General features: G+C 69.6%; 17 protein-coding genes. 11 read left to right on the top strand and 6 right to left on the bottom strand.

Going from position 1 to position 21479, the window contains the following annotated elements; translation table 11 throughout:
* Nucleotides 1-453: 453 nt before the first annotated feature.
* Genes ABZV40_RS19435 through ABZV40_RS19415 form a run of 5 tightly spaced genes read left to right on the top strand, consistent with a single transcriptional unit; the run spans nucleotide 454 to nucleotide 5048 of the window.
* Nucleotides 454-1728 carry an extracellular solute-binding protein gene (locus ABZV40_RS19435; RefSeq protein ID WP_355442933.1) on the top strand — a complete coding sequence of 425 codons (1275 nt, stop codon included), beginning with the start codon at nucleotides 454-456 and terminating at the stop codon, nucleotides 1726-1728.
* A 4-nt stretch (nucleotides 1729-1732) separates the two neighbouring features.
* Nucleotides 1733-2695 (top strand): sugar ABC transporter permease, encoded by a 963-nt coding sequence (locus tag ABZV40_RS19430; protein WP_355442931.1) that lies wholly within the window; start codon nucleotides 1733-1735, stop codon nucleotides 2693-2695.
* Nucleotides 2695-3522, top strand: a complete 828-nt coding sequence (locus ABZV40_RS19425; protein WP_355442928.1) for a carbohydrate ABC transporter permease — start codon at nucleotides 2695-2697, stop codon at nucleotides 3520-3522. Before ABZV40_RS19430 ends, ABZV40_RS19425 begins: the two co-directional genes overlap by 1 nt.
* Nucleotide 3523: 1 nt before the next feature.
* On the top strand, nucleotides 3524-4681 hold the full coding sequence (locus ABZV40_RS19420; protein ID WP_355442926.1) for a mandelate racemase/muconate lactonizing enzyme family protein: 1158 nt from the start codon (nucleotides 3524-3526) through the stop codon (nucleotides 4679-4681).
* Nucleotides 4682-4706: 25 nt separating this feature from the next.
* Nucleotides 4707-5048 (top strand): L-rhamnose mutarotase, encoded by a 342-nt coding sequence (locus ABZV40_RS19415; RefSeq protein WP_355442923.1) that lies wholly within the window; start codon nucleotides 4707-4709, stop codon nucleotides 5046-5048.
* 161 nt (nucleotides 5049-5209) lie between these two features.
* Here the strand turns inward: ABZV40_RS19415 and ABZV40_RS19410 are convergent, their stop codons facing one another.
* On the bottom strand, nucleotides 5210-5911 hold the full coding sequence (locus tag ABZV40_RS19410) for a FadR/GntR family transcriptional regulator (protein WP_355442921.1): 702 nt from the start codon (nucleotides 5909-5911) through the stop codon (nucleotides 5210-5212).
* Between the two features lie 212 nt (nucleotides 5912-6123).
* Here ABZV40_RS19410 and ABZV40_RS19405 point away from each other — a divergent pair, with 212 nt between their 5' ends.
* Genes ABZV40_RS19405 through ABZV40_RS19385 form a run of 5 tightly spaced genes read left to right on the top strand, consistent with a single transcriptional unit; the run spans nucleotide 6124 to nucleotide 13858 of the window.
* On the top strand, nucleotides 6124-7440 hold the full coding sequence (locus ABZV40_RS19405; RefSeq protein WP_355442918.1) for an L-fuconate dehydratase: 1317 nt from the start codon (nucleotides 6124-6126) through the stop codon (nucleotides 7438-7440).
* 10 nt (nucleotides 7441-7450) lie between these two features.
* Nucleotides 7451-8506 (top strand): sugar ABC transporter substrate-binding protein, encoded by a 1056-nt coding sequence (locus ABZV40_RS19400; RefSeq protein WP_355442916.1) that lies wholly within the window; start codon nucleotides 7451-7453, stop codon nucleotides 8504-8506.
* Between the two features lie 12 nt (nucleotides 8507-8518).
* Nucleotides 8519-10024, top strand: coding sequence for a sugar ABC transporter ATP-binding protein (locus tag ABZV40_RS19395; RefSeq protein ID WP_355442913.1), 1506 nt, complete (start codon nucleotides 8519-8521; stop codon nucleotides 10022-10024).
* Nucleotides 10017-11021 carry an ABC transporter permease gene (locus ABZV40_RS19390; protein ID WP_355442910.1) on the top strand — a complete coding sequence of 335 codons (1005 nt, stop codon included), beginning with the start codon at nucleotides 10017-10019 and terminating at the stop codon, nucleotides 11019-11021. The genes ABZV40_RS19395 and ABZV40_RS19390 overlap by 8 nt, the downstream gene beginning before the upstream one ends.
* An 8-nt stretch (nucleotides 11022-11029) precedes the next feature.
* Nucleotides 11030-13858, top strand: a complete 2829-nt coding sequence (locus tag ABZV40_RS19385; protein WP_355442907.1) for a glycoside hydrolase N-terminal domain-containing protein — start codon at nucleotides 11030-11032, stop codon at nucleotides 13856-13858.
* A gap of 188 nt (nucleotides 13859-14046) precedes the next feature.
* Here ABZV40_RS19385 and ABZV40_RS19380 read toward each other — a convergent pair whose 3' ends face one another.
* Nucleotides 14047-14349 (bottom strand): hypothetical protein, encoded by a 303-nt coding sequence (locus ABZV40_RS19380; RefSeq protein ID WP_355442904.1) that lies wholly within the window; start codon nucleotides 14347-14349, stop codon nucleotides 14047-14049.
* 121 nt (nucleotides 14350-14470) lie between these two features.
* Nucleotides 14471-15232 carry a FadR/GntR family transcriptional regulator gene (locus tag ABZV40_RS19375; protein ID WP_355442901.1) on the bottom strand — a complete coding sequence of 254 codons (762 nt, stop codon included), beginning with the start codon at nucleotides 15230-15232 and terminating at the stop codon, nucleotides 14471-14473.
* Between the two features lie 177 nt (nucleotides 15233-15409).
* Here ABZV40_RS19375 and ABZV40_RS19370 point away from each other — a divergent pair, with 177 nt between their 5' ends.
* Nucleotides 15410-15823 (top strand): hypothetical protein, encoded by a 414-nt coding sequence (locus tag ABZV40_RS19370; protein WP_355442898.1) that lies wholly within the window; start codon nucleotides 15410-15412, stop codon nucleotides 15821-15823.
* A gap of 66 nt (nucleotides 15824-15889) precedes the next feature.
* On the opposite strand, the gene ABZV40_RS19365 is transcribed toward ABZV40_RS19370, so the two are convergent.
* The 3 genes from ABZV40_RS19365 to ABZV40_RS19355 are packed head-to-tail and all read right to left on the bottom strand — an operon-like array spanning nucleotide 15890 to nucleotide 21477.
* The gene (locus tag ABZV40_RS19365; RefSeq protein WP_355442895.1) at nucleotides 15890-17920 is read right to left on the bottom strand and encodes a cellulase family glycosylhydrolase; all 2031 of its coding nucleotides are present in this window, start codon (nucleotides 17918-17920) and stop codon (nucleotides 15890-15892) included.
* A 15-nt stretch (nucleotides 17921-17935) separates the two neighbouring features.
* Nucleotides 17936-19387 (bottom strand): glycoside hydrolase family 43 protein, encoded by a 1452-nt coding sequence (locus ABZV40_RS19360; RefSeq protein WP_355442892.1) that lies wholly within the window; start codon nucleotides 19385-19387, stop codon nucleotides 17936-17938.
* Nucleotides 19384-21477, bottom strand: coding sequence for an alpha-galactosidase (locus ABZV40_RS19355; RefSeq protein WP_355442945.1), 2094 nt, complete (start codon nucleotides 21475-21477; stop codon nucleotides 19384-19386). The genes ABZV40_RS19360 and ABZV40_RS19355 overlap by 4 nt, the downstream gene beginning before the upstream one ends.
* Nucleotides 21478-21479: the final 2 nt, after the last annotated feature.

Below are 21479 nucleotides of genomic sequence, written 5' to 3'. Positions count from 1 at the left end.
TGTGGTGACCGCCACGCGCCGTCGGGTTAGGGCTTTACGGGCCCCTACAACCACACATGGTGGCGCACGGACCCTATCACCCACGTCACCGCGCCGCGCCGGCCAGGCTTTGGTGATGCGGGTGAACATGGCTTCGGCGGCACCGGCCGGGTCGTGCGCCGCGATGCGTTCGCGGATGCGGTGGCGGCACCGGTTCGCGCTCGGCCGTGACCGCCCTGGCCAGGTTCGCCGGCCGGTGCGCCCAGCTCGGCACGGCACGGGCGCTCACGATCACCCTCGGTCGCTGGCGTGGTGCGGTCATCGTTCCTCCGGTTGCACCCCTCGCCGACGCGATGGAGCGTGCCGATGACTCTACCGACAATCGGCCGTTGACGTAATACGTCATACGAATTACGTTCAGCAGCACTTCGTCGGGCCCTCGACGCCCGGCCCCATCTCGAGAAGTGAGCAGCAATGAAGCAGCGCACACTGTGGTGGTCAGCAGCCCTGGTGGCGGGGCTGACGCTGACGGCGGGTTGCGGGAGCGCCGCCGGACCGAGCTCGCAGTCCGGCGGGTCGAGCGACAAGCTCGTGGTCTGGGACTGGAAGTCGGGCGACGCGAAGGCCGCCGGGTACGTGCAGAAGGCCAAGGCCGACTTCGCGAAGAAGCACCCCGGCGTGAACGTCGAGTTCGTGGCGCAGCCGTTCGACCAGTACTACACCCTGCTCGGCGCGGCCATCCAGTCCGGCAAGGGCCCCGACGTCATCCTGTTCAACGGTGGCGGGCAGATCCGCGACCGCTCGGACGCGCTGACCCCGCTGGACTCCTATGTGGACGCCGACCGGTCGCGGCTGGCCGGGTGGGACGCGTTCACGAAAGCGGGAAAGGTGTACGCCGAACCGGTGACGTTGCAGGGACATCCGATCTACTACAACAAGGACCTCTACCAGAAGGCCGGTCTCAGCCCCGACACCCCGCCGAAGACCTGGGACGAGTTCACGAAGAACTGCGGTGTCATCACCCAGAAGACCGGGGCGAAGTGCTTCGCGCTGGGCAACAAGGAGGGCATCGGCATCCAGTTCTGGTTGTCCGCACTGGGATCGGCCGTGCTGACCCCGCAGGAGTACGACGACTGGATCGCCGGCAAGCGCGACTGGACCTCCGCGGACGTCAAGAAGATCTTCGAGCTCTGGAAGCAGGCCGGTGACTCCGGGCTCAACACCGAGGGCGCCAACTCCACCGCGATGTTCAACGACGCGTTCGCGGCGTTCAACTCCGCCAAGGCGGCCAACGTCATCGGCCTGATGTCCGACGTCGGGCACTGGAAGGACTTCGCCGAGTTCCTCACCCCGGAGAAGGTCGGCGTCATGGAGGCGCCCCTGGTCAACCCGGCGGCGAAGCCGAGCCTGCCCTACGACGGCGGCATCGGGTACGCGGTCGCGAAGTGGACCAAGGACCCCAAGCTCGCCGCGGACCTGGTGCACTCGCTGACCTCCACCGACGCGCTCAAGGCGTTCTACCTCGACGGGGGCGCGATCGCGTCCGACACCACGATCGACACCTCCGCGGGCGGCCCGGCCGTCAAGACCATCGTCGCGGAGGTCAAGTCCGGCAAGCCCGCGCTGCACGTCGCACTGGGATCCAAGACGATCGACCTCATGGGACGCCTGTCGCAGCAGTTGCTCAGCGGTTCGATCACGGTGGACGAGGTGCTGCAGCAGCTGGCCGCCTCCGACAAGACGGGCTGATCGCGTGACCGCTCAGTCCCTGTCCTCTGTGGACCCGGCCGCGGCCGGGTCCACCCGGAGGAACGCCGGCTCCACCCAGGCCGCGCCACGCCGCCGCCGGCGAGGCCTGCGGGCCGAGCGCCTGGCGCCCCTGGTGCTGCTCGCGCCGGCGTTGCTGATCATCATCGGGCTGCGGTTGTGGCCGCTGGTGCTCGGGATCAACTTCTCCTTCACCGGTGACGGTGACCGCAACGGCATGGCGGTCGGCTTCGACAACTACGCGACGCTGTTCGCGGACCCGTTGTTCCGCACGGCGTTGCGCAACGTCGGCCTGCTGGTCCTGCTGCTGCCGGTCGCGGTGGCGATCCCCGGTCTGCTGGCGACCTTCATCTACCTCAAGGTGCCGGGACACCGGCTCTACCGCGGCGTCTACTTCTTCCCCGCCGTGCTCTCCCCCGTGATCGTCGGCGCGATCTTCAACCTGCTGCTCGCGTTCGACGGCCCGTTCAACAAGCTCATCGGCGGACTGGGTCTCGGACCGGTGGACTGGCTCGGCGATCCGGACGTGGCGATCTTCGCGGTCGTCGGGGTGCACGTCTGGGCGACGTTCGGCATGGCGCTCGTCGTGTTCCTGGCCGGGTTCGCCACGCTGGACTCGTCGTTGCTCGACGCGGCCGAAGTGGACGGAGCGACGCTGCCGCAGACCATCCGGCACGTCATCGTGCCCGGCCTGTCGCGCACCATCCAGTTCGTCTTCGTCACCACCATGATCGGCATGCTGACCTCGATGTTCGGTCTCATCTACGTCATGACCACCGGTGGCCCGGAAGGATCGACCTACCTGCCCGAGTACTACATCTGGATCCAGCAGGGCCAGATGAACCAGCCCGCCCTCGCCTCCGCGGCCTCCACCGCACTGTTCCTGATCATGCTCGTCGTGGGGCTCGCCCAGATCGGCATCCTGCGACGCGCCGGCAAGGAGGACTGATGACCGGTCCCCGGCTGACCAGATGGGTCGTCGCGGTCCCGATGGCCGCGCTCGCCCTGGCCACGATCTACCCGCTGGTGTTCACCACCAACGTCGCCATGAAGACCCGCCGCGAGTACGTCCTCGACCGGTTCTCCCTCGCCGACTCGCTGAGCTTCGACAACATCGTCAAGGCCTGGACCAGCGTCGGCATGTCCCGGTACTTCCTGAACTCGGTGGTCGTGGTGGCGTGCTCGGTCGCGCTGCTGCTGCTCTTCGGGTCGATGGCGGGATTCGCGCTCGCGCGGCTGACGTTCCGCGGCTCGTCGACGCTCTTCCTGGGCGTGCTGGCCGCGTTGTTCGTGCCGTTCCAGGTGATCATGGTGCCGCTGGCGCGGATCATGGCCGACGCCGGTCTGATCGACACCTACCCCGGTCTGGTGCTCGCCTACGTGGCGCAGTTCCTGCCGTTCACGATCTTCCTGCTGACCAGCTACTACTCCACCGTGCCACCGGACATCGTCGACGCCGCGCGGATCGACGGGAACACGGTGTACGGGGTCTACTGGCGGATCATGCTGCCGATCGGTGCTCCCGCGCTGTTGTCCGTCGGCGTGCTCAACGCCCTGTTCTGCTGGAACGACGTGCTCATCTCGTTGCTGATGATGCCGTCCGCCGAGCACCGCACGCTCATGGTCGGAGTCACCTCGTTGCGCGGCCAGTACTCCGACGACATCCCCACGTTCGCGTCCGGTGTGCTCATCGCCGCCATACCGGTGCTGGTCGTCTACCTGTTCCTGCAACGCCAGATCGCCGACGGCGTCACCGCCGGGTCCACGAAGGGCTGACATGCGCATCACTCACTACCGGACCCTCACCACCGTCCACGACTGGGGCCGTCCCGTCGGCGACGCCAACGGCGTCTACGCCGACGGCCGCGTCCGCGTGCCGATCGTCGTCGTCGAGACGGACGAGGGCATCACCGGCGTCGGCCTCGGACCGCACGCGGACATCGAGAACGTCTTCGCCGCCATCGAGGGCGAAGACCCGCGCTCGGTCACCACCCTCTACGACCGCATGTTGCGCCAGGTGTTCAAGGCAGGCCACGCCGGCGCGGTGTTCGGCACCATCGGCGCGCTCGACACCGCCCTGTGGGACATCAAGGCGCAGGCGGCAGGGGAACCGCTGTGGCGGCTGTTCGGCGGCCGCGACCGCCGTGTCCCCGCCTACGCATCGGCCCTCGACATCGCGCTGGACGACGACGAGTTCGTTGCCACGTACCAGGAATACGCCGATCTCGGGCTGCGCGCGGCGAAGGTGAAGGGCGGCCTCGACATCGAGCAGGACCGGTACCGGCTCACGACGGTCCGCGACGTGCTCGCCAAGGCCAACCGCGGCGCGCGGCCGAGCGTCATGCTCGACGTCAACGAGACCTGGACGCGTAAACAGGCGGTGCGGCACGTCAACGAGATCGAACGCACCCTGGACCTGACCTGGATCGAGGAACCGGTCCGCCGCTGGGACGCCGAGGGCCACGCCGCCGTCGGCCGGGGCATCCGCGCCTCGGTCGCCACCGGCGAGAACCTCACCGGGCTGGAACAACACCGCGCGTTGATCTCGGCGGGCGCCGTGGACATCGTGCAGACGGCCGCGGTCTGGGGCATCACGCACTTCCTGCGGGTCGCCACTCTCGCGCACGCCCACGACCTGCCCGTCAGCCCCATCGGCACCACCCCGGTCGGCCTGCTGCACGCCGCCACGTCGGTGCCCAACCACCTGGTGAGCGAACTGCAGGACCTGCGGCCCCCGTGCGGAGTCTCCGTGGACCTGCACGTCGAGGACGGCGCCTACGTCCTCGGCGACACCCCCGGACTGGGCCTGCGCGTCGACGAGGAGGCCATCGCCGCCGCGAGCCACCTGATCCCCGACCCGCTGGCCGGCGGTTCGCACATCCGGCCGGAACGCGCCGGCCGCCGGCTGCACCCCGATGAGACCCTCAACGCCTGACCCGTTTCCCCGAGGAGCCCCCGACGTGAAGACACCCCAGCGATTCGGCATGGTCATCCGGCTGCGCCCCGAGAAGCGCGAAGAGTACCTGCGGCTGCACTCGGCCGTCTGGCCCGCCGTCGAGAAGACGATGCTCGACGCCAACATGCGCAACTTCACGATCTTCCTGCACGACGACCTGCTCTTCGGCTACTACGAGTACATCGGTGACGACCACGAGGCCGACCAGGCCCGCATCGCCGCCGACCCGGAGACCCAGCGGTGGTGGACGCTCACCGACCCGTGCCAGGAGTCCCTGGTCGAGCGCGGTTCCGGCAGCTGGTGGGCACCGATGCAGGAGGTCTGGCACCTGGACGACCCGGCGTAGCCCGCTCCTCGTCGTCGATGAAGGGCGCCTTCATCCACCTCAGGGGCAATGCCAGGAACTCAAGCGGCGACGCGTTGCGCCGACCTTCGCGGGCAGGCTCGCGATGAACGGCGCATTTGTTCACCTGGGGTGGACAAATGCGCCGTTCATCCCGGACGCCGTCAGCGCGTCTCGCTGCTGTCGCCGCGGCCCACGTGCTCGCGCAGCCACCGCTCGGTGGTGTTGACGTGCATGAGGGCCGCGGCCTGGGCGAGCGCCGCGTCCCGGTCGGCCAGCGCCTGGTAGATCGCCTCGTGTTCGGCGAGCGTGCGGCTGGCCGCGCGGTCGTCGACCAGGCCGCGCCACACCCTGGCGCGGATCGTGCGGCTGGAGATGCCCTCCAGCAACGTGGTCAGCGTGGCGTTGCCGGTGGCGGCGACGACCGCGCGGTGGAACGCGGCGTCGTGGGAGTTGAGCAGCTCCACGTCGTCGCGGGCCGCGCGCATCGCGTCGAGGTGCCGTTCGACCTCGGTCAGTTCGCGGGCGGAGATGCGGGTGGCGGCGAGGCCGGTCGCGATCGGCTCGAACAGCCTGCGCACCTCGGTGAGCTCGAGCAACGTGTCGCCGCGCAGCAGCTCCACGGCGGACGAGATGCCGCCGAGCAGCACCTCCGGTTCCAGGCTCGTCACGTAGGTGCCGTCGCCGCGCCGGATCTCCAGCACGCGCGCCACCACCAGCGCCTTGACCGCCTCCCGCATCAGGTTGCGGGACAGGCCCAGCTCGGCCGCCAGCTGCTGCTCGGGCGGGAGCTTGGACCCCGGCGGCAGCTCACCCGACCCGATCAGGTCCCTGATGCGGTCGATGGCCTTGTCGGTCAGTGACACCGCAGGAGGGTAGCAAGACATCCCATCTCTGCCAAAGAGATGGGATGTCACCTGACGGAACGTCAGGTGACATCCAAAGCTGCTACCTGCATTTGGTCGCACTTTGGCCATCGACCGTGGACATTCCAACCGCCAGTGGCCTATAAATCCATCCCATGTCCGCCTACGAACTGTTGCATCGCGGACACGCCGCTGACACACGAGGGGGAACGATGACCGAGCTGATCACCGCGGTCGATGCGGTGGACGTGCGGTTCCCCACGTCACGTGAGCTCGACGGCTCCGACGCGATGAACCCCGAGCCCGACTACTCGGCCGCCTACGTCACCATCCGCACGAGCGACGGCGCGGAAGGGCACGGGCTCGCGTTCACCGTGGGCCGGGGCAACGAGGTCGAGGTCGCTGCCGTGCGCGCGCTGGCTCCCCTGGTGACCGGACTGTCCGTGGACGACGTCCTCGGCGACCTCGGCGCCTTCTCCCGCAGGCTGACCGGCGACAGCCAGCTGCGGTGGCTCGGGCCGGAGAAGGGCGCCATCCACATGGCCGCGGCCGCGATCGTCAACGCGGTGTGGGACCTCTACGGCCGCAGGGAAGGCAAACCCGTGTGGCAGTTGCTCTCCGAGCTGTCGCCGGAACAGCTGGTCGACCTCGTCGACTTCCGCTACCTCGAAGACGCGCTCACCCGTGACGAGGCGCTGGACATCCTCCGCCGCGCCGAACCGGGACGCGCCGCACGCGCCGCGCACCTGCTGCACCACGGGTACCCCGCGTACACGACCACGCCCGGCTGGCTGGGCTACGACGACGAGAAGCTCGTCCGGCTGTCCAGAGAGGCCGTCGCGGACGGCTTCACCCTGATCAAGCTGAAGGTCGGTGCCGACGCGGACGACGACCTGCGCCGCCTGCGCCTGGCCCGTGAGGCGGTCGGCCCCGGCATCAGGATCGCCGTGGACGCCAACCAGGCGTGGGGTGTGCGGCAGGCGATCGACTGGATGTCCAAGCTGGCGCCGTACGACCCGTACTGGATCGAGGAGCCGACCTCACCCGACGACATCCTCGGGCACGCCACCATCCGCCGGGCGGTCGCACCGGTGAAGGTCGCGACCGGCGAGCACGTCCACAACCAGGTGATGTTCAAGCAGCTGCTCCAGCTCGACGCGATCGACGTCCTGCAGCTCGACGCCAGCCGCACCGCCGGCGTCACCGAGAACATCGCGGTCCTGTTGCTGGCGGCCAAGTTCGGCGTCCCGGTCTGCCCGCACGCGGGCGGCGTCGGGCTGTGCGAGATGGTGCAGCACCTGGCGATGTTCGACTACGTCGCCGTCAGCGGCACCACCGAGAACCGCGTCATCGAGTACGTCGACCACCTGCACGAGCACTTCACCGACCCCGTGCAGGTGCGCGACGGCCACTACCTCGCGCCGACGGCGCCCGGCATCAGCGCCGAGCTGCACCCCGCGTCCGTCGCCGCGCACCGCTACCCCGACGGACCCGTCTGGAACCACGCCTCCGATCCCGCCACCCGTTAGGAGATCCGCCGTGCACACCAGATCTCGCACCTGCCTGGGCATCGTCACCGTCCTCGCCGCCGTCCTGAGCGCCTGCGGCACCTCGGGTTCCGGGACGGGCGGCGGCGCCGCGGTGGTCGGCGTCGACTACCCGCGGTCCGACACCGACTTCTGGAACTCCTACATCAAGTACACCCCGGAGTTCGCGAAGGACCTGGGTCTGGAGCTCAAGACCACCAACTCGCAGAACGACGTCGCGAAGCTCACCGCGAACGCCCAGACGTTCATCAGCCAGGGCGTCAAGGGCGTCGCGATGGCACCGCAGGACACCGCGGCCATCGCGCCCACGCTGGAACAGCTGGCGGCCAAGAAGATCCCGGTCGTCACCGTCGACACGCGCCCGGACAGCGGAAACGTGTTCATGGTCGTCCGCGCCGACAACCGGGCGTACGGCGAGAAGGCCTGCCGGTTCCTCGGCACGAAGCTCGGCGGCAAGGGCAAGGTCGTGATGCTGCAGGGAGATCTCGCGTCGATCAACGGCCGGGACCGCACCGAGGCGTTCAACGACTGCATGAAGAAGAACTACGCCGGCATCACCGTGCTCGGCGAGGCCACGAACTGGGACGGCGCGGTCGCGGCGCAGAAGCTGCAGACCGACCTCACCGCCAACCCGGACGTCAAGGGCGTCTACATGCAGTCGAGCTTCGCCCTCTCCGGCACGCTGCAGGTGCTCAAGCAGAAGAACCTGCTGACCCCTCCCACCGATCCCAAGCACGTCTTCATCGTCTCCAACGACGGGATTCCCGAGGAGCTCAAGGACATCGCCGACGGTCAGATCGACGCGACCGTCTCGCAGCCGGCCGACCTCTACGCCAAGTTCGCGCTGCAGTACCTGAAGGCCGCGATCGACGGCAAGACGTTCAGCCCCGGCAAGACCGACCACGACAGCACGATCGTCCAGGTGCGCGACGGCCTGCTGGAGGACCAGCTCTCCGCTCCGCTGGTGACCGCCGACGGCGGCACCTACGACGGCGTGCCGAGCCTCAAGCACGACGACAAGTCCCTGTGGGGCAACAAACTCAGCTGAGCAGAGGACGACATGGTTGCAGCGCCACCCGTCGTCGAGGCGACGGGCGTGACGAAGCGGTACGGGTCCACCGTGGCCCTGCACGAGGCCGCGATCAGGATCGAGCAGAGCCAGACCCACGCGCTGGTGGGGCGGAACGGGGCGGGCAAGTCGACCCTCGTCTCCGTCCTCACCGGACTGCAGGCGCCGGACGAGGGCACCATCGCGTTCGGCGGCGAGCCCGCACCCAAGCTCACCGACCGCGACGCGTGGCGGCAGCGGGTGGCCTGCGTCTACCAGAAGTCCACCATCATTCCCGACCTCACGGTCGCGGAGAACCTGTTCCTCAACCGGCACGACCACGGCCGCAGCGGGCTGATCAGCTGGAAGTCCGTGCGCCGCAAGGCGAAGGAGCTGCTCGACACCTGGTCGGTCGACGTGGACGTGCGGCTGCCCGCCGGTGATCTGGACGTCGAGCAGCGCCAGTTCGTGGAGATCGCGCGGGCGCTGTCGTTCGGCGCGCGCTTCATCATCCTCGACGAACCGACCGCCCAGCTCGACGCCGCCGCGATCGCCCGGCTCTTCCGCCGGATCACCGAACTGCAGCAGCAGGGCGTCACGTTCCTGTTCATCAGCCACCACCTGCAGGAGGTCTACGAGATCTGCGACACCGTCACGGTGTTCCGCGACGCCCGGCACGTGCTGACCGCCCCGGTCGGCGACCTGCCGAGAGCCGACCTGGTGGCGGCCATGACCGGGGAGGTGGCGGCGGAGACCGGTGCCGCCCACCGCGCCCCGGCCGTGCACACCGCTCCCGTGCTGGAGCTGACGAACGCGTCGCTGGCCGGCGCGTACGAGAACGTGTCGTTCCGGGTCCACGCCGGGGAGATCGTCGGCCTGGCCGGAGCGGCGAGCAGCGGCCGCGTCGAGATCGCGGAGACGATCGCGGGCCTGCGCGCCGCGGACGGCGGCGTGGTGGAGATCGCGGGCACCCGGCCGAAGCCGGGCAGCGTGCCCGCGGCGCTGAAGGCGGGCGTCGGGTTCGTGCCGCAGGACCGGCACCACCAGGGTTACGTGGCGCAGATGTCCATTGCGGACAACGGCACCCTGACCATCCCGGACCGGCTGGGCCGCGCCGGGTTCATCGACGGACGCCGGCGCGACGGCTTCGCCCGCGACATGATCGGCCGGCTCGCGATCAAGACCCCGGGACCGGAGCTGCCGGTCTCCGGTCTGTCCGGAGGCAACCAGCAGAAGGTCGTGATGGCCCGCGCGCTCGCCAACGACCCCGGACTGCTGGTGATGATCAACCCGACCGCCGGCGTCGACGTGCGGTCCAAGGAGTTCCTCCTCGGCAAGGTCGAGGAGATCGCCGAGTCCGGCGCGGGCGTGCTCATCGCCTCCGACGAGCTCGACGACCTGCGTCTGTGCGACCGGGTCCTGGTGGTGTTCCAGGGCCGCGTGGTCGCCGAGATCCCGCGCGGCTGGCACGACCACCGGCTGGTGGCCGCGATGGAAGGAGTGGACCTCGATGGCTGACACCGCCGCCGCCACCACCGCCGGGGCGGGCAGGAGGATCGCCTTCGCCCGCCTGCGCGACCTCGCCCTGATCCCCGCGATCATCGTCATCGCGATCGTCGGCCAGCTCGTCAGCCCGGTCTTCCTGCGCGGCGACAACCTGATCAACGTGCTGCAGACCATGTCGGAGATCGCGATCCTGGTCCTGGCGCAGACGCTGGTGCTGATCGTCAAGAAGATGGACCTCTCGCTGGAGTCCACGGTCGGGCTCGCTCCCGGCATCGCCGCGTGGCTCACCGTGCCGGTCGGTGCGGGTCACGGGCTCGGGCTGGTGCCGGGCGGCTGGTCGGTGCCGATCACGCTGGCGGTCGGCGTGATCGTCGGCGTGATCAACGCGTTGTTCATCATCCGCTTCGGGCTCAACGGGTTCATCGTCACGCTCGGCATGCTGATCGTCCTGCGCGGCATCCTGACCGGCGTCTCCGGCGGGCAGACCTTCTTCCGGCTGCCGAAGTCCATGCTCTACCTCGGCACCGCGGAGTGGCTCGGCCTGCCCGCGTCGGTCTGGCTGTGCCTGCTGCTGTTCGCCGCGGGCATCGTCGTGCTCGGCTTCACGAGCTTCGGCCGGTCCCTCTACGCGATCGGCGGCAACGTCGACGCGGCGAAGGCGGCGGGCATCCGCACCGACCGGGTGCTGTGGATCGTGATCGTGACGGCGAGCCTGCTCGCCGCGCTCAGCGGCCTGCTGCTGTCCGGGCGGCTCGCCTCGGTCGCCTCCGCGCAGGGCAACGGCTACATCTTCACCGTGTTCGCCGCCGCGGTGATCGGCGGCATCTCCCTCAACGGCGGCAAGGGCACGATGTTCGGCGCCTTCACCGGCATCCTGCTGCTGTTCATGATCCAGAACGTGCTGACGCTGGCCGGTGTCCCGGCCCAGTGGATCGGCGCGCTCAACGGCACGATCATCCTCATCGCGCTGGCCCTGTCCCGCGTCACCGGTGGCAAGGCCCAGGACTAGGAGTTCTCGTGGCACCCTTGAACCGCAGGCGTTTCCTCGCCGCCACCGCGCTCACCGCCGGAGCCACGGCGTTGCCGGGCGGCACGGCGAGAGCCGCCGCGGTGCCGGACCGGGGCATCCTCGACACGAGTCCGGCGTCGTCGTGGACGGACGGTTTCCTGACCGGCAACGGCGAATACGGCGCCGTGCTGCACGGTGCGCCCGCCGCGGAGAAGGTGATCTTCAACTACCACCGGCTCGTGCTGCCCAACGGCACCCGTTCGGTCACCCCGCCGGTGCTCTCCGGGCGCCTGAACGGTGTGCGGGACAAGGCACTCGCGGGTGACTACGCCGGTGCGAACCGGGACTTCGCGAACGGCTGGTCCCTGCGCTGGACCCAGACCTACCACCCCGCGTACGAGCTGCGGATCACCACGTCCGGCCTGACGGTGGCGAACTACAGCCGTACCACCGACTTCCGCACCGGGGAGGTCACGTCGAGCTGGACCGACAGCGCGGGCACGTGGACGCGCCGGGCGTTCGTCTCCCGCGCCGACAAGGTGATCGTGCACGAACTGGTGCCCGCGCCCGGCCGCACGATCGACACCACGCTGAGCGTGAACACCGCGCTGGACGGAGCCCCGTCGAGCGTCGGCTACACCACCCTCGCCACGGTCTCGAACGGCTCGGGCTACCTGAACCTGCGCGGCACGTACCCGTCCGGGCAGGGCGCGTTCGGCTACGAGGGTGTCACCAGGGTCGTCCCCACCGGCGGGTCGGTCACCGCGAGCGGCGCCACGATCGTCGTGGCCGGGGCGAGCAGGCTGCTGCTGCTCACGAAGCTCGACCGGTACGAGTCGCCGAACGCCTGGGACGCCAAGCCGTTGCACGCGGCGTTGGCCGCCATCAGCGGCGACTACGCGACACTGCTCCCCCGGCACACCGCGATCCACACCGCGATGTACGACCGTTCGAGGCTCGACCTCAGCGTGTCCGACGCCGACCGGAAGCTCCCCACCAGCGACCTGATCGCCCGGCAGAACAACAACAAGAGCGTCATCGACCTCGCGTTGCTGGAACGGCTCTACGACTCCGGCCGCTACCTCTTCATCAGCTCCAGCGGTGTCCTGCCGCCGCGCCTGACCGGCATCTGGACGGGCACGTGGTCGGGTGCCTGGGCCGACGACTTCACCACCGACGCCAACGTCAACCTCCAGGTCGCGGGCGGCAACATCCTCGACACCACCGAGGCGATGCAGGGCTACTTCACCCTCATCCTCGGCCAGCTCGCGCACTGGCGCACCAACGCACGAAACCTCTACGGCGCACGCGGTTTCCTCGCCCCGTCCCGCACCGACGGCGAGTACGGCCACATGCTGCACTTCGACAGCGGCTTCCCCGGTCACACGTGGACCGGCGGCGCGGACTGGCTGCTCTACCCGTTGCTGGAGTACTACGAGGTCACCGGCGACCAGGCGTTCCTGCGCGACAAGCTCGGCCCGGCGCTGATGGAGCTCGCGCTGTTCTACGAGGACTTCCTGACCCGCACCGACTCCAACGGCAAGGTCGTGTTCGTGCCGTCGTTCTCGATGGAGAACGCGCCGAGCAACACCGGCGTGCTGCTGTCGATCAACGCCACCGGCGACATCATGGCCGGTAAGCACGCCCTCCAGGCCGCGATCTTCGCCGCCGAGACGCTCGGCGCCGACCCCGACGGCGTGCGGCGCTGGAAAGCGTTGCTGGCCAAGATGCCCGCCTACCGGACCAACAGCGACAACGCGCTCGCCGAGTGGTCGTGGCCTGGCCTCAACGACCAGTACAACCACCGGCACGTGCAGCACCTGTACGGCGCCTGGCCGTTGCACGAGATCAACCCCGAGGAGACGCCCGACCTCGTCCGCACCGGGCTGCGCGCGCTGGAGGTGCGCGGCGACCAGAACATCTCCGCCCACGGCAGCCTGCACCGCGCACTGGCGGGCGCGCGCCTCAAGGACGGCGGCAAGGTCTACGACAACCTGCGCAAGATCATCGGCAACAACATGGTCTTCCGGTCGCTGATGACCTCGCACAACCCGAACCTCGACATCTACAACGCCGACGCGGCCCACGCGATCCCCGGCGTGCTGGCCGAGGCGTTGCTCTACTCCCGGCCCGGCGTGCTGGAACTGCTGCCCGCCCTGCCGGGTCAGCTCACCAAGGGCACGATCACCGGTGTGCGGGCACGCGGCCGGATCCGCGTGCACAGCCTGAGCTGGGACCTGGCCGCCCGCACGGCGACCGCGTCGGTCACGTCCGACGTCGACCAGACCGTCACGCTCATCAGCCGCCGCGGCCTGGCGTCGATCACGACGACAGCGCCGGTCGCCCCGTCACCGGTGGGCCCGCACGCGCGGCAGCTCACCCTGACCGCCGGGCAGCGCACGGACCTCACCGTGTCCCTGCAGGGTGGCTGGTTCCGGCTGGCCAACCGCAACAGCGGCAAGGTGCTCGACGTCAACGGCGCGAGCACCGCCGACGGCGCGAAGGTCATCCAGTGGACCTGGTCGGGCAGCACCAACCAGCAGTGGCAGCTGCTGCCCAACCCCGACGGCTCGTTCCGGCTCTCCGCCCGGCACAGCGGCCTCCTGCTCACCGCCGGGCCGGCCCAGGGCGCCCAGCTCGAACAGCGGGCCGACACCGGCGGCAACGACCAGTGGTGGAAGCTCGTCGACGCCGGTGGCGGTCAGGTCACCCTCGTGAACGTCCGCACCGGGTGGTACGCGGACGTCGACGGCAGCTCGAAAACCGACGGCGCCAAGGTGATCCAGTGGCCGGCCAACGGCGTCGCGAACCAGCAGTGGCAGGTCGTCTGGGTCTGAGCGGGTAACCAGGAGTCGCGTCCGCAACTCGCCGTCCGGTGAGGTGGATGAAGGGCGCCTTCATCCACGTAACTGCCCAGCAGGCGGGCTACGGACGAAACCTCCGGCAAGGCGCTTGGCTGACAACGACGAACGGCTCATTTGTCCAGCTGAGGTGGACAAATGAGCCGTTCATCGAGCGCCAGGGGTCAGTTGCTGGTGCAGCGCCATGTCACGAACCACTCGGTGAACTCGGGTTCGTCCGAGTACTTGGCGAAGAGGTCCTGCGGCTTGGTCTCGCGAGCCCGGAAACCGTACTTCTCCACGCACCTGCGGTCGGCCTCGGGCCGCGTCCGCGCCACCGCCTCGTCGTACCTGGGCCGAGCCGGGCCGTAATGACCGGTGGACAGGTCGTAGGTGATGGACGCGGCACTCGCGGGCGCGACCCCGAGAGCCATCGCCGCGCTCACCGCGAGGACGGCGACCGCCGCCCTGCTTGCCTTGACACGCATGGAACCTCCTGCGGAACACGTCTGTGATCCACAGTCTTCGGACCGGCGACGTCGCCGCTCAAGGCGTCCCGGCCGAGTTCCGCGTTGTTCGGGGAGACGTCCGGCATCATCGGCAGCGCTCTCACCGCATCAACCGGCCGGGATCGCCGGCGTTCCCGCGGCGAACGAGCCACGCCTCGGTGATGTGGGCGAACATGGCGTCCCTCGCGCCTTCCGCGTCACGCGCGGCGATGCACTCGTAGACGCGCCGGTGGCCCTGGTTGGACGCCTGGCAGAGCTCGCGATCGCTCCTGCCCAGATAGCTGGGCGTGGTGATGGCCTGGGCCTGCAACGACCGCACGACACCACGGGCGATCTGGTTGCCCGACGCCCGCATGATCGCGTCGTGGAACAGCCGGTCGTGCTCCTCGTACGACGGCGTGTCGCCGACCAGCTCGTCCATCCGGTCCACCAGCGTCCGCAACTGCTCGACCGTGTCGGGCCCGGCGGTGCGCGCGGCGACCTGCGCCATGTCCGACTCCAGCAACCGCCGCGTCACGACGAGGTCGTCGAGGATCGCGAGGCTCTCGTCCCCGGCGATCGCGGCACTGAGCACCAGCTCGTCGAGCACCTTCCACTGCGACGACGGGTTCACCCTCGTGCCGGAGCCCTGGCGCACCTGGACCAGGCCCTTCTCCTGCAGGACCTTCACCGCCTCGCGGATCACCGACCTGCTCACCGCGAACGTCTCGCAAAGCACCGGCTCGGGCGGCAACACGGCCCCGGCGGGATAACTGCGCCGCACGATCCGCTGCGCCAGTTCCGCGGTGACCGCCGCGGCGAGGTTCGCCGGTCTCCGCGTCCACTCCGGACTCACCGCCCTGCCCCGTTCCGTCGCTGTCACCTGGGCAGAGTGGCACAGGTCACCCGCACCGGCAGAACGAGCCGACCAGCGCACGGAGTTCTGCGGAAGTCGTTCCGAAGACCGCTGAAGTCTGAGCGTGGGGCGGTTTCACACCGGTGAGTTTCGGATTTCAACGTGTCACTCTGTCGGTGCCACCTTACTCCGAAAGGACCAACAATGCCGAAGTTCGTCGCGCAGCGCTCGGCCCTCGCCGTCGCGGTGGTCGCCGCCGCGGCTGCGCTCCTCGGGGCTCCCGCCGCCCACGCCGACTCCCCTGCCGGCCAGCACATCGTCGCCTTCTCGAAGGTGCCGTCGGAGACCAAGAGCGTGTTCATCGACCGCTCGAACAACACGAGCGCCCCCAGCTCGCCCGTCTGCCTGCGGAACCTGCCGTCCGGCCAGACCTACAGCTCCAGCGTGCACGTCGACAACGACTCGACGCCCGAGCTCACGTTCTACTCTTCCTCCGACTGCTCGCGCGGCGCGCAGAGCAGCGGGTTCATCGACGTGCACCAGGACAACCTGGCCAAGGTCTGGGTCTCCTGGCGGAACTACCACCCGTACTGGGGCCACGTCGGCCTGGCCGGCTGAGAGGCGTGACCACCACACCGCCGGGACCATCGGAGGCCCCGGCGGTTTTTCGTCCTCAGTGGATGGTCAGGCGGTCGTCCCGGTGACCGCGCTGCCCGACTTCGTCACGTGGTAGGTGACCTTGGTGCCACTCCAGTAGTGGAACGTGAGCGTCACCCGCTGGTTGTCCTTGACCGCGGCGAAGAAGTCCGGCTTCAGGACGGTCAGGCGATCGGTGTAGTTCGGCGCGAACGTCTTGTCGAACTCCTTGAAGGACGTCCAGTCGTTCGGGCCGGCGGAGGTGCCGTCGTCGTACTTCGCCTCCATCGTGGCCAGTTGGTCGCCGCGGTAATCGGTCGGGATCTCGAACTTGTCGGTCATGCCGGTGGCGTTGGACAGCACCGGCGGGTCGTAGGTGATGACGTAGAACCGCCACGGCACACCCTGCGAGAAGCGGGCCGTCAGCACCGCGTTGACCCCGTAGGTCCGCGAGCCGCTCAGCCTCGTCAGCGCCGAGGCGGTCAACGTGAGCTGGTCGCCGTCGAGCGTGTAGTCACGGCCGCGGGCCAGCGCGATGCTGCCGTTGTACAGGCCGGTGAACGACGTGCCGTTGAGGTTCAGCTTGATCGTCTTCGCGGTGACGGGACTGGGCTTCGCGAGGAACACCTGGTCGGTGTAGGCGGTGCCGGACCGGGTCGTCCAGCTCGACTTCAGCTGCGCGTAGAGCTCCGGGTCCTTCCACTGGAACGCGGTGCGGTCGAAGTGCTGGCCGTTGTCCCACAGCATGGTGGTGATTTTCTTCGTACGGGCGTAGTAGCCGATGTACTCGAAGAACTTCAGCTTCTCGCCCTGCTCGATGGTGCCGGTGTGGCGGTCGAACCCGAGCAGCCCGTACTCACCGAGGATCACCGGGATGCCGCGTGCGATGAAGCTGTTGTAGACGCGGTCGAACGAGTCGGTGTCGTACTTCTGGGCGGTGGCGTCGTAGCGGATGCCACCGGCGACGTTCGCGCTGAACGGCCAGTAGCCGTAGGAGTGCACGGTCGCGACCAGGTTCGGATCCTTCAACCCTTGGATCTGCGTCACCAGCGGGTCGACGTACTCCTGCTCGGACGAGGTGTGCAGGGTCGGCAGGACCAGCAGCCGGGTGGCGTTGTTGCCGCCCGACCGGCGCACGACGTCGTGGAACGAGGCGTTCAGCTCGGCGTTGAGCGCGATCTCCTGGGCCTTGCCGGTGCTCCCGGCGAACTGCGGCTCGTTCCAGCTCTCGAACACGAGCTTGGGCCCGAACTCGGTGAAGGCACCCGCCAGCTGCGCCCACATCTTGTCGAACTGGCCGAGCACCTGGTCGTGCCGGGCCGGCATCTGCGAGATCCACTGCCACGAGTCGTGATGAATGTTGATCATCACGTAGAAGTCGCGCGCCAACGCCCAGCGGACGACTTCCTTGACGCGGGCGAGGTAGTCCGCCGCGATGGTGTAGTCGGGCGCCTGGCCGAGGTGCGCGCTCCACGTCACGGGAATGCGGATGCTCTTGAAGCCCTGCGCCTTCACGTTGTCCAGCAACGCTTCCGTGACGCGCGGGTTGCCCCACGACGTCTCGTCCGGGCCGGTCGCGTCGAGCGTGTTGCCGAGGTTCCAGCCCGGCTGCATCGCCGCGGTGTGCTCCATCGCGGTGAGCTGCTTCCCGCCGTGCACGCACGTGACACCGTTGAGCGAGAACGACAGCGGCGCCGTGTTGGCGGCGCCCTTGGTGCCCGTGAAGCCGAACTTCACCGTCGCCTGCGACGCGATCTTGGCGTTGTAACCGGCGTCGGTGGCGGTCACCTGGCCGTCGGACTCGGTGAGCTGCGCGTGCCAGGCCCTGCCCGCCTGCTGGCCGGACGGCCACTCCCAGGTCAGCTTCCACCCGTCCACGGCGGCGCCGGTGTTGGTCACGGCGACGTCGGCCTGGAAGCCGCCCTCCCACTGACCGGTCACCGTGTACGTGACCGTGCAGCCGGCCTCCGCAGCGCCCGCCGGCGTGACCACGATGCCTGCGGCCAGGGCCGCGACGGAGGCCAGGACGGCACCGAGCCGCCGTCGAGTTGTGCGTGTCTTACCGGTTGAAGTCAACATCGAGCGCTCCCGATCTCAGGCGACGTACTCGAACCAGTCGAAGTGGACGGTGCCGGTCGCGGCGTACACGCCGATGACCCGTCCGGTGAAGCCGCCGGCCACCTCGGTCGAGAGGTACCGGCCGTCGAGGGTCGCGAGCACGGTGAACGTGCCGTCGGGTTCCTCGACCCCGAAGGAGATCGTGTCCGGGCCGTTGCGCGGGTCGCGGAACTCGCGCGCCTCGTCCACCTGGACACCGAGCACCAGCGGCCCGGACGGCACCGGCCGGGAGGCCACGACCGTCCGCAGTGGACCGATGCGGGCGAGCACCTTCGCCTCGCCGGAGGCCACCTCGATCTCGTAGTGGTGTTCCTCGTCGAACCGGACCGCCAGCCCGCCGGTGCCCCCGGCCGGATCGACCAGCGTGCGGGCGCGGCACGACAGGTGCTGCTGACGGCGTCCCACGAACACCACGGCGGGATCGTCCACACCGGACCCGCGCGCGTGCAGGGTCAGCCACCCGGGACGTTCCCCCGTGGTGCAGTGCTGCTCCGAGCGGTCGCGCACCGACACCCAGCACGGCCGCAGCTCGCCGTCGTCGAAGGTGTCCCGCTCGACCACCGCGGTGGCGGGCGGCCCGGACGACAGCTCCCCGACGACGGGCCAGCCGTCGGCCCAGGTCACCGGCGCCAGGAACGTCTCACGGCCGAGCACGTGCCAGCCGGGAGTGCCGCCGCCCGGCCGCACGCCGAGCAGCACCATCCACCACGACCCGTCCGGTGCCTGCACCAGATCCGCGTGACCGGTGTTCTGGACGGGGTCGTCGGTGCTGCGGTGGGACAGGATCGGGTTCGCCGGGCACGGCTCGAACGGGCCGTCCGGTGCCGGGCCGCGGGCGATGGAGACGCCGTGCCCGCGTTCCGTGCCGCCCTCGGCGATCATCAGGTACCAGTGCTCGCCGATCCGGTACAGGTGCGGCGCTTCCGGGGCCTTGGCGCCGGGTGTGCCGGACCAGAGCCGTTTCGGCTCGCCGAGCGTCTTTCCGGTGGCGAGGTCGATCCGGTACTGCAACACCCCGGCGACGGTGCACCAGCAGGTGCCGTCGTCATCCCAGGCGAGGTCCGGGTCGATGCCGCCGACATCCGGCAACAGGATCGGGTCGGACCACGGCCCGGCCGGGTCGTCGGCGGTGAACACCATGTTGCCGCCGCCGTGGCTCACGCTCGTGACGATCAGCCAGAACCGGCCGTCGTGGTGGCGCAGCGTCGGCGCGTAGATCCCCGCCGACGACGGCGTCTCCGCGGTGAGCAACAGCTGGCTCGGCCGTTCCAGCGCGTTGCCGATCTGCATCCAGCTCACCAGGTCCCGGCTGTGGAAGACCGGAATGCCGGGGAAGTACTCGAAACTGGAGCACACCAGGTAGTAGTCCTCCCCCACCCGGCACACGCTCGGGTCGGGGTGCATTCCGGGGATCACGGGGGTCGTCACGCGTCAGCTCCCTCGGTCGTGAGCCGGTACAGCACGGCGGAAGGTGCGGTGGGCAGCGTCACGACGAGCTCGCCGGCCCGCCACTGCGCCGACGCCGCGCTGCCGCTCGGATAGAGCACCTCGACGTCCACATCGGACAGACCCGGCAATGGCAGCGTCACGGTGTCCTCGTCACCGCGCCGCCGCCAGACGGTGACGTAGGTGGTGGACGGCGTGGACATGGCCAGGGCGACCCACGGGTCGTCCCAGCCGGGCAAGCCGAGCGGCCAGGCCGGAACCGCCCTGGACAGGTCGGAGCGGATGGTCTTGTACACGGCCGTCGCCTCGTCGACGAGCGCCCGCGCCTCCGGCTGGAGCTCCAGGATCCGCCCGGACAGGTGGATCCGGCCGAGCAGCGCGTTCGCCATGGTGACGGCGACCTCGTCGAGCGAGTCCTGCGGTAGCGGGTACGACCAGACCGCGCCCTGCTCCGGGTTGACCGCGGTGGGTGCCGAGGCCGCGATGACCGCGTAGCGCACCGAGTCCTGCTGGTCGCTGGTGGACTGGAGCTGCGTCCGGGACAGCATCGCGTGGTCCATCCGCATGCCGCCGGAGGAGCAGTTCTCGACGACCAGGTGCGGGTAGCGGTCCAGGACGTCGTCGAGCCAGTCCAGCAGAGCGCGGTTGTGGCCGAGCAGGCCGTCGGCCGGGGTCTCGCCGGGCGTGGCGCTGGTGCCCGAACCCGCGTCGATGTTGTAGTCGAGCTTGAGGTAACCCACGCCCCACTCGCCGACCACGCGGTCGACCACCTCGTCGAGATGCGCGCGGGCGGCGGGATGGCGCAGGTCGAGGTGGTGCCGGTCGCTTTCGACGACGCGCACGCCGTCCCGGCGGAAGAACGCCTCGTCCGGCAGGGACTCCGCGAGCGGGCTCCGCACCCCGATCACCTCGGGTTCGAGCCACAGGCCGGGCACCATGCCGCGTTCCCGGATGTGCGCCAGCACCTCGTGGATGCCCTCCGGACCGGGGAAGCGGGAGCGGGACGGCAGCCACTCGCCCACGCTGGGCCACCAGCTCTCGTCCACCTCCGCGTACCAGCCCGCGTCGATGACGAAGTACTCCGCGCCCGCCTGCGCCGCGGCGTCGGCCAACGGCAGCAGCTTGGCCGTGGTGGGATCGCCCATCAGGCAGTTCATGTAGTCGTTGAAGATGACCGGCAGCTGCTCGTGGTCGGGATGCGGCCGGCGGGCGATCCGGCGGTAACGGGTCAGTGCGGCGAAGGCGCCGTCCGGTCCCCCGTCGGCGCTGAACGCCAGTGCGGCGGGCACCGTGCGGAACTCGGCGCCGGGTTCGAGACGACGGCGCCAGCCGTGCGCGCGCTCGTTGGGCCCGAACAGCGCCACGTAGGCGGCACCCCGGTTGTCGCCGCACTCCCAGCGCCAGCCGCCGCCGTTGTGCTCGATCTGCCAGACCCACGAGCGGCCCGACGCGCGGTCGGTCAGCCCGCCCATCGGCAGATGCCCGCAACTGGACCAGACACCCTGCCCGGCGAGGACGAACCCGCCCTTGCTGCGGTCGTGCTCGACGTTGTCGCGTCCGCTCAGGTCGGGCGAGGTCAGCCGCAACGGCTCGCGCCGCCAGCGGCACTCCGCGAGCCAGTCGTTCTCCGCCCACAGCACGTCGGCGGTGTCCGGCGGTCCGGGCGTGAGGCGGTCCGCCACCAGCGACGAGACCGACTCCAGGTGCAGCGCGGCGCTCCCCTCGTTGCGCAGCAGGACCTCACCGCGCAGCACGGGCACGCCGTCGGGCGAGCGGTAGGTCAGCTCGGCGGTCAGGCCGGTCTCCTCGTCGTGCAGCTCGACGACGAGCTCGTGCCAGTCCTTCTCCCGCACCGCGCGGTGCGTTCGGTACCGCAGCCGTTCACCGATCGACGTGTCGACCAGGCGGTTGCCCGACCAGTGCCGGCCGTGACCGGACACGGTCACCTCGACGGGCGGTCGCGGTTCGACGAGATGGACCTCGCTCGGTGCGCCGAGCCGGGCCAGCCGCACCCTGCCGTCGTCGGCGACGTCGAGCTCGCACAGCAGGGTCTCGTGACCCCACGAAATCATCG

This window comes from Lentzea sp. NPDC004782, from assembly GCF_040609115.1.
In the GTDB taxonomy this organism is placed as follows: domain Bacteria; phylum Actinomycetota; class Actinomycetes; order Mycobacteriales; family Pseudonocardiaceae; genus Lentzea.
This window is presented reverse-complemented; position numbering and strand designations above follow the sequence as displayed.

What these genes read in the sequence shown, in the direction of transcription:
- ABZV40_RS19355 (WP_355442945.1), bottom strand. Translation starts at nt 21,477, where the DNA reads ATGATTTCGTGGGGTCACGAGACCCTGCTGTGCGAGCTCGACGTCGCC.
- ABZV40_RS19365 (WP_355442895.1), bottom strand. Translation starts at nt 17,920, where the DNA reads ATGTTGACTTCAACCGGTAAGACACGCACAACTCGACGGCGGCTCGGT.
- ABZV40_RS19380 (WP_355442904.1), bottom strand. Translation starts at nt 14,349, where the DNA reads ATGCGTGTCAAGGCAAGCAGGGCGGCGGTCGCCGTCCTCGCGGTGAGC.
- ABZV40_RS19390 (WP_355442910.1), top strand. Translation starts at nt 10,017, where the DNA reads ATGGCTGACACCGCCGCCGCCACCACCGCCGGGGCGGGCAGGAGGATC.
- ABZV40_RS19405 (WP_355442918.1), top strand. Translation starts at nt 6,124, where the DNA reads ATGACCGAGCTGATCACCGCGGTCGATGCGGTGGACGTGCGGTTCCCC.
- ABZV40_RS19420 (WP_355442926.1), top strand. Translation starts at nt 3,524, where the DNA reads ATGCGCATCACTCACTACCGGACCCTCACCACCGTCCACGACTGGGGC.
- ABZV40_RS19395 (WP_355442913.1), top strand. Translation starts at nt 8,519, where the DNA reads ATGGTTGCAGCGCCACCCGTCGTCGAGGCGACGGGCGTGACGAAGCGG.
- ABZV40_RS19425 (WP_355442928.1), top strand. Translation starts at nt 2,695, where the DNA reads ATGACCGGTCCCCGGCTGACCAGATGGGTCGTCGCGGTCCCGATGGCC.
- ABZV40_RS19370 (WP_355442898.1), top strand. Translation starts at nt 15,410, where the DNA reads ATGCCGAAGTTCGTCGCGCAGCGCTCGGCCCTCGCCGTCGCGGTGGTC.
- ABZV40_RS19435 (WP_355442933.1), top strand. Translation starts at nt 454, where the DNA reads ATGAAGCAGCGCACACTGTGGTGGTCAGCAGCCCTGGTGGCGGGGCTG.